This window comes from Halobacillus alkaliphilus (genome assembly GCF_900113125.1).
In the GTDB taxonomy this organism is placed as follows: domain Bacteria; phylum Bacillota; class Bacilli; order Bacillales; family Halobacillaceae; genus Halobacillus; species Halobacillus alkaliphilus.
The window spans coordinates 43290-57958 of the sequence record NZ_FOOG01000011.1; the positions used below are offsets into that span (position 1 = coordinate 43290).

15 protein-coding genes and 1 riboswitch are annotated in these 14669 nt (G+C 44.2%); of the genes, 5 read left to right on the forward strand and 10 right to left on the reverse strand.

Translation table 11 applies throughout. The features are described from left to right. Positions 1-273: 273 nt before the first annotated feature. Entirely contained in the window at positions 274-2235 is a 1962-nt protein-coding gene (locus BMZ06_RS08475) for a hypothetical protein (protein ID WP_089751625.1), read from the reverse strand. 33 nt (positions 2236-2268) lie between these two features. Beyond that, entirely contained in the window at positions 2269-3528 is a 1260-nt protein-coding gene (locus BMZ06_RS08480; protein WP_175477834.1) for an ATP-grasp domain-containing protein, read from the reverse strand. 608 nt (positions 3529-4136) lie between these two features. Here BMZ06_RS08480 and BMZ06_RS08485 point away from each other — a divergent pair. The 3 genes from BMZ06_RS08485 (at position 4137) to BMZ06_RS08495 (ending at position 5418) form a co-directional block, all read left to right on the forward strand. Then, positions 4137-4331, forward strand: a complete 195-nt coding sequence (locus tag BMZ06_RS08485) for a DUF6366 family protein (protein ID WP_089751626.1) — start codon at positions 4137-4139, stop codon at positions 4329-4331. Between the two features lie 147 nt (positions 4332-4478). Beyond that, on the forward strand, positions 4479-4940 hold the full coding sequence (locus tag BMZ06_RS08490) for a YkvA family protein (protein WP_089751627.1): 462 nt from the start codon (positions 4479-4481) through the stop codon (positions 4938-4940). A gap of 13 nt (positions 4941-4953) precedes the next feature. Continuing rightward, complete coding sequence (locus tag BMZ06_RS08495) at positions 4954-5418, forward strand: UPF0158 family protein (RefSeq protein ID WP_089751628.1); 465 nt, start codon at positions 4954-4956, stop codon at positions 5416-5418. A gap of 50 nt (positions 5419-5468) precedes the next feature. On the opposite strand, the gene BMZ06_RS08500 is transcribed toward BMZ06_RS08495, so the two are convergent. The 7 genes from BMZ06_RS08500 to BMZ06_RS08525 all read right to left on the reverse strand — a co-directional run bounded on the left by BMZ06_RS08500 (position 5469) and on the right by BMZ06_RS08525 (position 11251). Next, complete coding sequence (locus BMZ06_RS08500; RefSeq protein WP_089751629.1) at positions 5469-6518, reverse strand: homocysteine S-methyltransferase family protein; 1050 nt, start codon at positions 6516-6518, stop codon at positions 5469-5471. A gap of 62 nt (positions 6519-6580) precedes the next feature. Next, on the reverse strand, positions 6581-7780 hold the full coding sequence (metC, locus tag BMZ06_RS08505; RefSeq protein ID WP_089751630.1) for a cystathionine beta-lyase: 1200 nt from the start codon (positions 7778-7780) through the stop codon (positions 6581-6583). Continuing rightward, complete coding sequence (locus BMZ06_RS08510; RefSeq protein ID WP_089751631.1) at positions 7777-8886, reverse strand: methionine biosynthesis PLP-dependent protein; 1110 nt, start codon at positions 8884-8886, stop codon at positions 7777-7779. Before BMZ06_RS08510 ends, metC begins: the two co-directional genes overlap by 4 nt. Before the next feature lie 79 nt (positions 8887-8965). Next, a riboswitch (SAM riboswitch) is annotated at positions 8966-9070 on the reverse strand. A 260-nt stretch (positions 9071-9330) separates the two neighbouring features. Next, positions 9331-9594: a hypothetical protein gene (locus BMZ06_RS08515; protein ID WP_245755979.1), complete on the reverse strand. Its 264-nt coding sequence runs from the start codon at positions 9592-9594 to the stop codon at positions 9331-9333. Between the two features lie 231 nt (positions 9595-9825). After that, positions 9826-10044, reverse strand: coding sequence for a hypothetical protein (locus BMZ06_RS08520; protein ID WP_089751633.1), 219 nt, complete (start codon positions 10042-10044; stop codon positions 9826-9828). A 225-nt stretch (positions 10045-10269) separates the two neighbouring features. After that, positions 10270-10416, reverse strand: coding sequence for a hypothetical protein (locus BMZ06_RS20650; protein ID WP_175477835.1), 147 nt, complete (start codon positions 10414-10416; stop codon positions 10270-10272). Positions 10417-10468: 52 nt separating this feature from the next. Further along, entirely contained in the window at positions 10469-11251 is a 783-nt protein-coding gene (locus tag BMZ06_RS08525) for a CAP domain-containing protein (protein ID WP_089751634.1), read from the reverse strand. A gap of 383 nt (positions 11252-11634) precedes the next feature. Here BMZ06_RS08525 and BMZ06_RS08530 point away from each other — a divergent pair, with 383 nt between their 5' ends. Next, positions 11635-12390 carry an SDR family NAD(P)-dependent oxidoreductase gene (locus tag BMZ06_RS08530; protein WP_245755980.1) on the forward strand — a complete coding sequence of 252 codons (756 nt, stop codon included), beginning with the start codon at positions 11635-11637 and terminating at the stop codon, positions 12388-12390. A 91-nt stretch (positions 12391-12481) separates the two neighbouring features. Continuing rightward, on the forward strand, positions 12482-12820 hold the full coding sequence (locus BMZ06_RS08535; protein ID WP_089751636.1) for a hypothetical protein: 339 nt from the start codon (positions 12482-12484) through the stop codon (positions 12818-12820). Positions 12821-12933: 113 nt separating this feature from the next. Here BMZ06_RS08535 and BMZ06_RS08540 read toward each other — a convergent pair whose 3' ends face one another. Next, positions 12934-14547, reverse strand: a complete 1614-nt coding sequence (locus BMZ06_RS08540) for a DUF2207 domain-containing protein (protein WP_175477836.1) — start codon at positions 14545-14547, stop codon at positions 12934-12936. Positions 14548-14669 lie beyond the last annotated feature (122 nt).

The window sequence follows — 14669 nt, forward strand, 5'->3', positions numbered from 1 at the left end:
GGCCCAATCGAAAGAGAGGACGGCCCAATCGAGAGAGAGCACGGCTCAATCGGGAGAGAGGACGGCCCAATTGAGGTACCCCCACTCAATCATCGCCAAAGCCAAATATCCAGTAGGTTGCGCAGAAGGTTTGGAAGAAGAGTTTCTTTCCCAGTCACTGTCCTTTCAAAGAATGTATCAAAAATGAGCCCTCCATAACCGGGAACCCCTCCCAGGCTCCAACTCATCCAAAAAAACCAGACCCTCATCTAGAGAGTCTGGCTTCTATCAATCTTATACCCACGTATAATCTTTGCCCCAGCTTTCTTTCGCCAGCTGCTGAACGTTCTGAACAATTGAATCATCGACAGCGTAGGCTTCACCCTGCTCATAAGGATTGTAGTGGAAGGCATAAAGCCTTGAGGCGAATTCATGGAATGGAAGTGAGCTCTCGCCTTCTTCTTCTCCATTTCCAGCTACGCTTGGTTCAATATTCTGCCCCCAGTTCTGGGAACCGTCGTTGTTCGGATTGTAAAAATAGATCCTGTCTACTCCTTCAGGGTCTACACCGATACGAATAATCGATACGGCGTGGAGCCCGAGGAGCTTTCCGTGTACGTTCGTGATAAAGATCCCGACAGGGTTTGGATAAATCATTTCATAGTCATCATTATATTCGGTATGGTGAGTAGCGTAAAACAGACGTACAAATCCAGGATAGTCCTGCACAAACCCCGTAAGCGGATCGATGATATTGGCGAAACCTTTTTGCACCCAGTTGCCGTAAAAAGCTGGGTTGACCCATCGGTGCCCGTCGTCTCCGCGTAAAGCTACACGCGACATCATTTCGCTGTAAATCCTGTCCAAATGAGGAACCAGGATAAGTGAGATCGGATCGAGCTCCTTATGCAGCTCGGGAGCGAGTCCACCGCTTAAATCTTTGGAGTGAATGGCTTGCCCTTCGAACATGAAATCGATGTCTCCATCCCGCGCTGCGCGTGGGATAATTTCCAGTAAGAATCCTGGAGCGTGCTGCGCCCATAAGCTGATCCCTCTGGCAGCCTGGCAGGTTGGATTGAAGCCCTGACCGATGCCGAGCGGCTGGCCAAGCACTTGAATCGTCGCGGCAACGAGGATATTATTTGCTGTTAATCCTTCACCAACGCTGGTGGTCTGGGCAAGAGCGTTCCGGACATCAGGACGAATATCAAGCTCGATCAATCTCCGCAATCCTGGTGGAACAGGAGAATGAGAGAGGACACCTCGCTCAAGCATCAGTGCCAGCCCGTAAATCGCCTGACGGGTTGCTGGAAACACGGAGGCACGGATTAATTGAATCACGAGCTCGTTATTTTCCTCCAGGTTGGCAATTCCTTTACTGCTCAAATCGAGCGCGTGAGGCAGCAATTGTGGCATGCGTTTGGACAAGTAGCGGATTAAAGTTGCATGATGCGGTGCTACGAGACCAGTGGAACGCATGGATTTAGCAAAAGAAACGCTTTCTGAAATAAGCTCCGAGCGTGACAGCCCTTTGAGCTGCGCACGGTAAGCGTGCACATCCTTATAACGGCTGCTTATCTCCGAAGGACCTTCGATCGCAGCGATAAAGCGGATAAGTTCAGATTTATCATTATCCTCATGTTCTTTTTCTAACATTTCTTTGGCCATTCGAATCATGGAGACAGTCCGCTTAATCATAATGGGGCGCTGTGCGGTCAGACGTTTGATTTCATCAATAAGCGTCTGAATGAGCGCATTAGATGAAAGATGATTGGCTAAGAATTGAAAAAGTTCACTGGCTTTTTCATCATTCTCATGCTTTTCAATACGTGCGCTTTCCGAAGCATCCGGAAATAGAAGATTCAAGTTGAGAACCATCACTTCATTTAGAAATTCTTCTGCCATCTGCGGTGTAACGGCTGGATTGACATACCGCTCTTTCGCTATAGCCAGCATGCGCAGTTCACTTAAGATTTCAATGATCATCGGCAGTCCTTTTGCTTTTAAGGATCCAGCAACAAGCGGGGGCTGAAGCTTATTCGCTTCCTCCCATGGTCCATCCTGGAATACACCGGTTTGCTCAAATCGGTCGGCATATCCATAAAGGTGTTCCAGTCCATTATCCGTTTCAATGAGGCGGTTAGCCTCCTGATAGACATCGGTCTGGTATCTTGATTTTGCAAAAGGCGGTGCTTCTTCTAAAGCAGCCAGGGCCTGAGAGAAACGTTCGATAATAACACCTGTAGGTTGAGGCATTTCACCTCTCCTTTCTATAAGAACTTCACTTGTCTAGATGTAGAAATCATACTTTTCGTAACTTTTAAGAAGGTTCGTCATTTCCTCACTATCTTTTCCATAGAAAAAGATGGTTCCATAATGGTTCCCGAAACCGACACGTTCTGCTACTTTACCTTGAGGCGGGGTGAACATATCGTGCTTTTCAAAGTAGGAATGGTGCTCCAGTTCCTCAGGAATTTCAAGATCTTTTACATAATCGGTATTTGGGTGGACCATCAGACAGCCTGCGTAAGCTTCATATTGGTAAGGATCCGGGAAGAATTGATCCAGTTCCTCTTCCGTCGTATTCGGATCACTGCATAGAATTTGGGCTTCATAAGCGCTGAATCCATAGGCGCGCTCAATCAGCTCAAAGATGTGACCGCCTGGCACACGGGCAGCCACTTCACCGAAGTGCAGGGTTCCGTCTGGAGTGAGGAAATATTCAGGATGGATCACACCGTATTCAATTTCGAAGGCATCCACCAGCTGCTGAACTGCCCGTTCAATCAAAGGTCTCTTTTCTTCTAGTAATGGCGAAGCGGGGACGAAATTAGAATAGCCCAAACGAATATATTCTGTGATATTTAAAAAGCGGACTTTGCCCTTATGAACAAAGGCTTCACATGAGAATTCCTGTCCATCCAGATGACTTTCCATTAAGAGAGGGAAGTCTGTATCTTGAATTTGTTCAATTCCTTCAGCGGTATTGATAGCCAGGTGACCAACGGATCCAGCTTTGTCCAGTGGTTTTACATGAATCGGATCAAGATGATCGCCGTCTAATTTAAGCAGGGCTTCATTTACACGCTTTAGAAAACGTTCCACGTCGTCTTTGCTGCGCGCTTCTTCAAAAACGCCTACCTTAATTCCGGATATTTGTGCTTTGCGTTTCATCATCCCTTTATCACGTAATAATAAGGAACGGTTAAACACACGCGGATCTTCGCGGAAGCGGGCATTTAAGGCTCCAGCCCACTCGACACACTCTTCATATAAAGGAACGGCTACTTCTGCGCCCATTTCTTTCAGCTGCATATAGAGGTGATCAGAGCTTTCATTGATCTTGTTGAAATCCCATCCCACAAACGGAATCTCGTGTTTCTCGGCATAGGACTCAAAATCGGGTGGACCTACTACGATGAACGGCCGGTTCATTTTCGCGGCAGCTTCTATCGCTTGCACGCTCCATCCAATCAAAGCTGTATAATAAGGCTTCGTTTTCTCCGATTCCTCCACAGTTGTATTCAATTCAAGTTGATCAAGTTCCATCTCATCGCTCTCCTTTTAAAATGACTTTTCTGGAATTTGAAACCGCATCATTTTGCCATGTAGTCATAAACGGTCTCTATCATTTTAAAAGTATCAAAGTCTAGCAAAAACTGTAAGCATTATTATTGGATTCGACAATCAAAGTCAAAAGTCGCGCTTCTTCTACACTACATGTAGGGGGACTACTTTTGTAACTTTACGGGGATTGATAATGACCATCTATACCAACAATTAGAAAAGAATAAACCTATTTACAAAATTTAAAATAAATTGGAGATTATAGGAGTTATTATTTTTTTCCGAAAGAGGTTGATTCAAGTTAATTAAAGTTTTGAAACCTAGATGGATCTGTTTCGTATGCAGAGTAACGATGTTTTTTTAAAGAGGGGTGTTCATTCATCCTTTGGTCAATGTATATATGTTTCTTGAGAATTATCTAACAAGTCACCCCTCTCTACTGTAATGCATGCGGCTGTATAGTAGATTAGTAGGCAGGGAGCACATTTGAAGCGATTAGAAGGTAAGCCCTCAATTGTTCAATAAGAATTGTAGTCTACCAGTATCACGGACTTATCTTCAGCAAAATATCAACTCGTGGAGGTATTCACATGAGTGAGGAAAAAGAAAAACCCGAAGCAGCAAGGGAAAGAATTAGACAAGAGGAATTGAAAAAAGAGCCTTCGGGAAGTATTCACGGAGGCGGCCTTCCTGACTTAGTTGGGAATTTAGGATGGAAAGGTACTGGAATCATTATTCTTGTACTGATAGCAGGGTTTATCATCTATGCTGTTTTCTTTCGCTAATGTAATATAATAAATACCTTGATAGCGACTGTTTATCAAGTCTATCCTTAATCATCTATATAAAAGCATGGCAAATCTACCATTTTTCTTAAAATAGGTTTAAGCAAAGGTTTTTTTGTCAAAAGTACCCCAAAAGGGTGATGAATAATGACTAGCGAACTAAAAGAAAAACAACGCTATCGAGACAGATTAAAAAAGCTGAATCCAGCTAAAGCTATAAAACGCAGCAGGAAGCATTTTTCTGAGAAAGAATATGGTGAGAAGATCCGTACGAATAGCAGCCGGATCGGATCTAAAATTGTGTACTATAGTCTTTTGCTCTATTATGCATTTAAGAGTGAGGATACACCGAAGAAAGCGAAACTCACGATTGCCGGTGCGCTTGGTTATTTGATTCTGCCGGTTGATTTAATTCCAGATTTTATTCCAGTTGTCGGTTTCACGGATGACAGTGCCGTAATCGTTTATGCGGTCTATCAGGTTATCTCTCATATTGATGAAAATGTGAAGGAGCAGGCGCGTAATCGCGTGAGCAGTCTGTTTGGCGAGTCTGTGCTGGGCGATTTGGAAGATCCGGCCAAAGATTCAGCCGAAAATCCGCAAGCATAGATGGGGGAAGATTATGAATCAAGTAGACATACGAGAAGTGGCTGATGCCATCGAGGTGCAAGTAGAAGGTGACTTAGCGCTGGTAGATAAGATCGACGGCAAAATCGTTCATGTTAGTGACGAAGCAATAGGAGATGTAGAAGAGGAAGAGGACTTCGACCATTTGTTGGAATGGCAAAGAGAGGAACGCCATTTAGCACAGCATATTTTAGAGAATGAGACTCGCTACATCCAAGTGCCTGATTGTTCAGAAGTGGATGAGTACCAGATGATGGAAGCATTCATCAACTCTCTTCAGGACGATCAGATCCATAACGATTTATTGAGAGCCATCCGCGGTAAGGGAGCTTTTCGCAGGTTTAAAGATCAAATTGTGACCTACGGGGTTGGTGATCAATGGTATGAGTACAAAGATGAGCAATACCGTTCGCTTGCCATCGAATGGTGCGAAGAAAACAACATTCCATACAAAAAATAAAGAAAGCTTTAAAAGGCGCCTGTCCGGATTTTCGGACAGGCGCCTTTTACTTATGCTTTCGTTTTGTAGGATGTAATGTGATCTTGAAGTGTATCGTCCTTGCCGAACAGGAAGTGTTTCTCCATATCCGGGGAATACGTAGAGTTTACAGTCGTACGTCCTACGGTTTCTGCGACTTCACGAAGCATAGCCGGAGAAGCTCCGCAGCAGAGTCCCAGGTAGTTCACACCAATGCTATGCGCTTCTTTAGCCCACTCGGCGAGCTCATAGCGGTTCGTGTAAAGTGGATCGAGAGACGTCGGGAACGTCGTTTCTGTCGGAAGTGTACAAGCACAGCCACCGTCAGGAAGATTGAAGAAAGTAGGGTGTTCTTCCGTCGTGCGGTAAGGAATCGGTAGAGCACCTACATAACCGTCCACCGTATTACGGATTTTTTCCACATACGGCTGCATTGTAGCCGGTCCGCGGAAGCAGTTCATTCCAACGACAAGAGCGCCTTTTTCCTTTAACAGACGGCAGGCTTCTTCTACCTCATAGCCGTCTCGAAGGATATTTTCGCCCATCAGACCGAACGTGATCACAGCTGGGAGGCCTTGTTTTTGGATTTCTTCAAGAGCAATTAGAGCTTCCTCGTAATAATAGAAGGTTTCGCCGTTCACAAAGTCCACGCCTTCTTCCTTACACCAGCCGATCATCTCTGCGAACATGCTTCTTGTTTTTTCAACGGCTTCAGGATCATCCGGGTTGAACAAGTTCGTGTTGGAAATGTTCCCAGCTACGAGCGCTTCTTCTTCTGGATGTTCCTGCGCCACTTCTTTAGCTAGACGAATGGCCTGGCGGTTAAGCGGTTCTAATAACTCCTCTTTACCGATGATTCTCATTTTCTCGCGGTGACCGTTATAGGTAAAAGCTAAGACGACGTCGGAGCCTGCGAGCATATAGTCACGATACGTTTGTTTTAGTGCCTGAGGGTTATCAAGGGCTACTTCCGGTACAAAGGATCCAGCCTGTAAATAGCCTCGGCGCTCCAGTTCAAATAAGTATCCTTCTCCACAAATAACGGGTCCATCCTGTAATCTCTGTTCTAATGATCGTTTCATTTCATTCAACAACCTTTCCATTTTGTGATTGTAGTTATATTAGTTGAAAGCTAATGCCCTTCTTACAGGGACACGCTGACTTTCTGTCTGGTACGGGCAACCGCCTGTAAAGCTTGTTCAATATCTTCAATTAAATCACCAGGGTGTTCAAGACCGACGGAGAGTCTGAGGAGCCCGTCGGTAATGCCTCGTTTCGCTCGCTCTTTTTCCGGCATAGCTGCATGGGACATGGTGGCCGGATAGGATAGAATCGATTCCACAGCCCCAAGACTCACGGCAAAGACTGGGAGACGGATTTGCTCCACAAACGCTTTGGCTGCTTCTTTATCCGCCAGCCGGAAGGAAAGCAAGGCCCCTGCTCCGGTAGATTGTCTACGGTGAATCGGATGACCGTCATGATGGGAAAGCCCTGGGTAGTAAACTTCTTCCACCAAGGAATGGTCTTGCAGATGAGAGACAATTTTAAGCGCTGAGTCTGACGATTGCTTCAGCCGGGCGCCGAGTGTCTTGATCCCCTGAATGAGCTGGTAAGAGTCCTGAGCACCGAGAATAGAACCGAAAGAATTTTGAATAAAAGCGAGTCTCTCTCCAAGTTCTTCATTTTTAGTTACGGCAAGCCCTGCAATGATATCGCTGTGACCGGATAAAAACTTGGTCGCACTATGCAGGACGATATCTGCTCCAAGCTCAAGTGGATTCTGATAGAGCGGCGTCATGAAGGTATTATCCACGAAGGTTAGACAGCCATGGGCTTTAGCAAGCTTTGCGACACCTTCAATATCTGTGATATTTAAGCAAGGATTGGACGGCGTCTCTACATAGATAACTTTTGTATTGGACTGGATCGCCCGGCTGGTTTCGTTAAGATCCGTCATGTTAACGAAAGTGTGATCGATATTGTACTTGCCAAGCATTTCGGTGATCAACCGGAATGTGCCGCCATAGACATCTTTGGAAACGAGTACATGGTCACCTGCGGAAAGCAGCATGAAAGCAGAAGAGATCGCTGCCATTCCAGAGGAGAAGGCGAGCCCTCGTGCGCCGCCTTCCAAGTTAGCGATGGTATCCTCAAGCACCTGTCTCGTTGGATTGCCGGAACGACTGTAATCATAAGGCCCCATCGTATCGAAGCTTTCCTGATGGAAGGTTGAGGATAAGTAGATCGGTACATTCACTGCACCTGTAGCCGGTTCGTGATGGCTTCGATTATTCGCAGAGCCGTGGATGAAACGGGTTTCCAACTGGTCGTTTTCTGGCCTCATTTTATTTCCTCCTTTTGAATAGCAGAGAGAGCCTGCTTCAAATCATCAATCAGATCGTCTTCATGTTCAGTACCTACGGAAAAGCGAAGCAGCCGGTCACAGATGCCGCGTTCTTCCCGTTCTTCTTTTGGAATATCCGCATGCGTCTGCGTTGCCGGGTACGTAATGAAGCTTTCGACTCCTCCGAGACTTTCGGCAAAAGAGATAACCGACAAATTCTCAAGAAAATCAGAGATGCTGGAAGGATCCTCCACACGGAATGAAATCATTCCTCCTTTTCCAGGGTAGAAGACTTCTCTTATCCCCGGATCGTTTCTTAAAAACTCAACAATGGCCTTCGCATTCGCCTGCTGTTTATCGAATCGAAGCGGCAGGGTCTTTAATCCTCTGATTAAGAGCCAACAGTCAAAAGGAGAGAGGACGGCACCTGATGAATTTTGGAAGAAGGCGAGCTTCTCACAAATTTCTTCTCCTTTCGCAACGACAACGCCCGCTAATACATCGTTGTGCCCGCCAATATATTTGGTAGCGCTGTGGATCACGATGTCCGCTCCTAAGTCCAGAGGCTGCTGGAGGTAAGGCGTTAGGAATGTGTTATCGACGATGAGCAGAAGGTTGTGCTTCTTAGCAATCTTTGAAACTTCTTCAATATCCACTTCCTGCAGCAGCGGGTTGGTCGGCGTTTCAAGAAAGATGGCTTTTGTTTTTTCAGTAATGACACTCTCAACATCCGTGAAATCAGAGTAGGTCGAATGGATCTGGTAAGCATCTGCGTAGTGTTCGAGTAAACGGTACGTGCCGCCGTAGATATCTTCCGCAACGATCAATTCTTCATTTGCACGAAACAGGGAGAGGATCAACTGGATCGCTGCCATTCCTGAGCTGCAGGCGAAGGCTTGATCACCGTTCTCAAGCTGGGCCATGCCTTCTTCTAGAAGATGGCGTGTCGGGTTTTTGGTACGAGTATAATCATATCCGGTGGATACCCCGAGTGATTTGTGCTGATAAGCGGTAGATAAATAGATGGGCGGATTCACAGCCCCTGTTTCTTCATCACTGTTATTGCCTAGCTGGGCTAAAATTGTTTCGATCCTGTTCCGTGCCATGGTGATCATCTCCTTCGTAAAAAAATGGATATAAAAAAGGACCTCCTTGAAGAAGAAGGTCCTTTATGTATAAAGAGTCTCCTTATCGTCAAGGTATAACTACTACCTTCTGGATTTAGCACCGTGCCAATGGCTGGTTGCTGAGGTATCAAAGGGCCAGTCCCTACACCTCTCTGGATAAGTTTTATTAATATGTAATTTTTGGAAAATCAACTGTTGAACACTTTACATGAAACGTATGCTTAAATCAAGAATTTTATTAAAAATTACTAAAAATTTCTTTCAAAAATTAGGTGATTATCATTTCGCTTGCGATTTACAATACAGGAAAATAATTAAAGAATCAAGATAGTTTTCAGAAAAAAATCATTTTTCTAAAACTACTAACTTAATTTGAAAAGATCATTTAACCCCCAGTCCATCTAAAGACAGGGGGAAATGAACTTATGCATATTGCTGAAGCTGTTTATACATTTGTTCGCCTTCTTTGTTCAGGACGTTACCTTTCCCGTGGCATTTCGAGCATTCTTTCACATAACTGGTTTCTTCGATGGCCATCTTCCAGGCTAGCGTCTCATTCGCATAGTTTACACGCTGGTAATGGTCCACAATTAAATTAGCTTTTCCATCATCATATTCCTTATAATTTCCAGATCCGTGACAGAGAGGGCATACATTATATAGAGTACTCACCGATTGAGTCTGCATTACGCTCACTTCCTTATAGTTTATTAGTATAAATTATGATTGATTTTACGTAATATTCAGTCTATTTGCAAGGTAATTTTCTGTTTTTTCCAAATATAAAAAAGAAAAAAAGTCTGCAGTGCTGATAGAATAAGGGTTCAAGTGATTTGTTAAGAAATTGTGAACGAGGGGATCACAGGGATATAAAAGTGGGGAAGTAATTAAAGAACCCCGATTGAGGGGGGGCTTTAATTACTGTTCAGTTGATAATTCGGATTTTGTGTCCAACTTATGATTGGTCACTTCTTCTCCGTTCATTCCAGGCATATGGTCAGCGATGATCTGGGCCTTACTCCCTGGAGGGTAGGCTGGGTTTTCTGCTTCACGCAAACCTTCAGGTACCTCAGTTGAACCAGAGTGGTCCATATCTTCATGTTCATCGTGACTCGATTCTGAAGAAGCGTTTTCCACATTTTTTGCTGGGTCACTGTTTTCCTCACTATCGATGCAAGCTCCTAACAGTAAAGCTTAGGCAAAGATGAGACTACCTAAAGCGAATGTTGAGTGTTTCAAATTTTTCCCCTTCCAAGAAAAAATGTTTAACAGATACGATAAAATATCCCCCGGGTGTTTATATGGAATCATTCGTTTTATTTTAAATTTTTACAATTGAATGTGCTGTGACCCCTGTTGTTTTTATTCAGGGGCTGCCGCTAAAGAGGAGAATTGTTGCAGCGTTGCTTTGAAGGAAGGACGATCGAATGGCAGGTGGGGACGGCGCAATAGAGTGATTTCACGTCGGAATAGAATAGACCCACGGCGAATTAAAAGCAGGCGCCCCACAAGAAAAGCCACCGGGATCTGTAACCCCGATGGCTGTTATGCATCAATCTATTTATTTACCAATGAACATCTGAGTCCAGTAGTTTCCGTTTTCTACATAACCGACCCCGATATGAGTGAAGTCCGGATTCATGATGTTTTTACGGTGACCTTCACTATTCATCCATCCTTCCACCACTTGTTCAGGAGAAGTCTGTCCCATGGCGATATTTTCACCAGCCGTACGGTAGTCAATACCATAGTCTTTCATCATGTCAAAAGGAGATCCGTACGTTGGGCTTGTATGAGAAAAGTAGTCATTTTTCTGCATATCAAGAGACTTGTCTCCCGCGACGCCACTTAACTCTGTATCAAGTGTAAGAGGGGTTAGTCCCTGCTTCGCACGTTCTTGATTAGTCAGTTCAACGACTTGCTGTTCAAAAGCTGAAATTTCAGATTGATCTGCTTGATCTGTCGTGTTTTCTTGTGGAACGGCCTGTTCGGACGGCTGCTCCTGCTGTTCTGGCTGAGCTTCAGGTGCTTGCTGTTTAGGTTCTGCCGGTTCTTCTTTTACCGGTTGGTCCTGAACGGGTTCCGTTGGCTGTTCATATTTCTGTTCTGGTGGAGCCTGAGTTTGGAATTGTTTTAGAAGAGACTGGATATCTACTTGCTGGATATTCTGACTCTTTAAGGCTTCTTCATTTTGATGCACCCAGTTCACAACATCTTCTATATGAATATTTCCTTGCTGCAATTTATAAGACTCGCTTTCTCCTGAAGATGCAAGAGAGGTTGCTGGAGAAGCTAGTAATGATAGTACGAGTGCTCCTGATATAATCACTGATTTGCCTTTCATATTCGAATTCCTCCTTGAAAGTTATGTTTTTGGAACACCTTCATCCTATCATCCTGTTTTTGTAATAATATTGGATCTATTTGGTAAACAAGAAACGAGAGAGACTCTGCACATTCTTAAAGGAAAATTTTGTTTAAGCGAAAGTAAATAAATCTATAATTCTTGCGAAATTAAAGTATATTCATGCGAGCAGTTAAATAAATCTTCTGTTGGTATTTTTATCATTTAGTAGTATAAATTAGCGGGAATCGACGGTTGACAGGGGCCTGAAACTGTTGTGATTTTTACAAATATGTCTGGGATGTTACCTCCCTAAACGGAGAAAAATCTTAAGACTACCTGACTAAATAAAAGGGAACGGAACAGAAGAAAGGATGAGACAGATGAAATTAGAAGGAAAAATAGCACTAGTTACAGGCGGCTCAAGAGGACTCGGGAAAGTCATCAGTAAATATCTCGCTGCTGAAGGAGCGCGAGTGGTGGTGAATTACGGAAGAAATCCGGATCCGGCCAATGAAACCGTGGAAGAAATAAAGGGAAAAGACGGAGAAGCCATCGCTGTACAGGCTGATATCACCGATGAGGACTCGGTGGACGATCTCATTCGTAAGGTTCAGGAATCATATGGTGAGAATATAGATATTGTGGTTAACAATGCTTCGGGACCTCAACCGGAGTACTCCCTTGAGGAAAATACATGGGAAACGTACATGGATCAGCTTCAGTTTTTTGTTAAAGCGCCATTAATTCTAACAAAAGCGGTTATGCCAGGCATGAAGGAGAACCAATATGGCCGTATTATTAATATTGGCAGTGAAGTTGTCCAGCTTGGAAATGCCAATTTCTCAAACTATGTAACAGCTAAATCAGCCATGATTGGCATGACCCGTTCCTGGGCAAATGAACTTGGACCACACGGTATTAATGTGAACCTTGTCAATCCGGGTTTTATTCCTGTAGAGAGACATGGGGAGGTAGATCCTTCTACTCTGGAGGGTTACAGCAGCCAACTGCCTCTTCGACGTATGGGGAAACCTGAAGACATTGCTAATTCAGTCGTTTTCTTGGCCTCTAACGACTCTCAATTTATTACAGGCCAATCCATCTCTGTTAATGGAGGAAACACATTTGGTGTTTAATGAAGTTCCACTCTTTTCTGAGTAACCTTTTTCCAAACGGAACGTCAAATTCTATATAGGAGAACAAAATCCATGTACGGGAGGGCGTTCAATGAAAGATGGGAAGCTCAGGTTGCTGATGCTCGGAATCCTGATCGGCGCGAGCAGTTACGGCTGCGAAAATAGACAGCCAATTGAGCCGCCTCAGGAGGACCCGGTAGAAAACATGGAAGAAGAAGTATTAGAGAATGAAGAATCTTCTTCGAATCAACCCAGGGAAAATTCGCGGGGAAGTATGATAGCTAACGATGAAGAAATCATCGAAATGTTAAAAGCTTCTGGTGAGCTTAAAGATAATGCCACTGCAGCGGAAATAGAGAGAGCACTTCAGGACTACCTTGGAGGCAAAGCTCAAAAAATAAAAAGTGAACCAGACTGCCCTAAAGGCTGAAAAGGCCACTGGACACGTGTTGGTTCACTTTTCTTACTTTTTTTTTTAACGGTCAGAATCGTACAGCGCATATGGTTGAGTAGCCCAGGCGATTAGAGAATACGTTTATTTTCTTAGATAATATCGGCTGCAGCTGCAGCCGAGACAGTTTGGTCAGCTTCGCTGAAATTTGAGTGGAGGGACGCAGCAAGAATAATAAAAAGCATTATATCATTATGAGCAGCTGGCGTGCCCGTATCCAGACTGGAGAATGAGCGGTTATGAATCCCGGGCTCATTTTCAACTTTTCTATGTCCTGTGCCAATCTCATAGAGAAATACACGAAGTTGTTCATCATCAGTTAAAGCTCCTGGATCTTTGTCCGTGTGCATCAGCCTTTTCCACTGAAGATGTATCTTTTTTCCTTTAACCGTTTGGGGACGATAAGCAAATGCCAGTACGAGGAAGAGGACTCCAAGAACGATGAATACAAACATCCATGCAGCCAGTTGGTAGATGCCAAAGAGAATGGCCAACGTTCCAGCAAGACCGGTAAAACCTCTCCATTTATTCATGCTCTCGTAAAGATCCTGAGCATCAATTTCCTTTTTAACAGTCCTTTTCCATAAATTAAAATCTTTCTGGTACTGCTCGTGGTTTGACTTGTCAGCCGTGTATTCATGAATATCCTCGAAATGAAATGTGCCATTTCCTCCAACTTCATCAAACAGCCATGAGAGGAGAATAGTCTCGTGTTCATAGTCCGTATTCCGATGAATAACCTGGAATTCCTGATCCGATTTTTGCTTGACGTATCCTTTCCGGACTAGCTCAAGAATGGAAGCGGTGAGGGAACGGATTGTCAGGTTACGGTGGTTTTGAAAATACAGGGTGGCCGGCAGGCTCATTTCCTCTTCCGGTACAAAGGATAAAGAGTTCAGCTGGCGGTCAACTTCCCGCTGGTTTGAACGATAGCGGCTCACCGCATAGCCGGCCATTACTATGCCGGCAGCTATAAACAAAGCCAGCGCATAAGGAGCAATCTGTTTTAAAGTGTTTTGGCGATTTTCTTCGGCAGCGGCTTCAGCGGCCATACTTTCCTTTTCAGACTGAATCGTTCCGCTTATATCTTCGTTAGAGACCGGTCCGGCAGAAAATAAGGAAGAAGGATAGGCAGCCCTGACCTCCATGTTCTCTCCACTGGAAACATAGCCCAGATCAAACTGGACCACTCCTCCGTCTTCAATTTGCTCGGTTCCATAGGCGGTGTGATACCCGAGGGCCAGTACATCTTCTGTCTTGGACGGGGGATGAATGCTGACTGAAAAACTTTCATAGGCCGACTCATTCGTTTCATCAAAGAAAGACCAGTAAAACTGTGCTCGGTCAGCATATACTTCGACCCCATCTTCAATTAGATAGGTTAACGTAACCGTAATGGTTTCATCCTTACCACTCCGGTATATTTTATAGGTCTGATCTTCGCCTTCCACCTTTAAATTCTGTTTTTTCTCATATGCTTGCACATTCGTGATTTTGGTTCCTTCTTTTGCATACAAGGTGCGAGTTATGCCGTTAAACTCTCCGTCAAAAGCATACGTATGTTTTTCTCCTACTTTCACATCCCCATTTTTCTGGAGTTCGACGTCAATGGTTGTTTTTGTAATGGAGTACTCGACAGCCAATGCCTGAAGAGGAAGAACGAGAAGAATAACTGCAGCAAATAGAATGGGAAGTGTTTTTTTCATCATGATCCACCTTCTTTCTTCTTAAGTAATACGTCGATTCAAAGCCGTAAGTTTCATAAAAATTGACAAAGGACAAGTTGATTTTTGCAAGTAGCAGTAATATACTACATTACAACACTAAT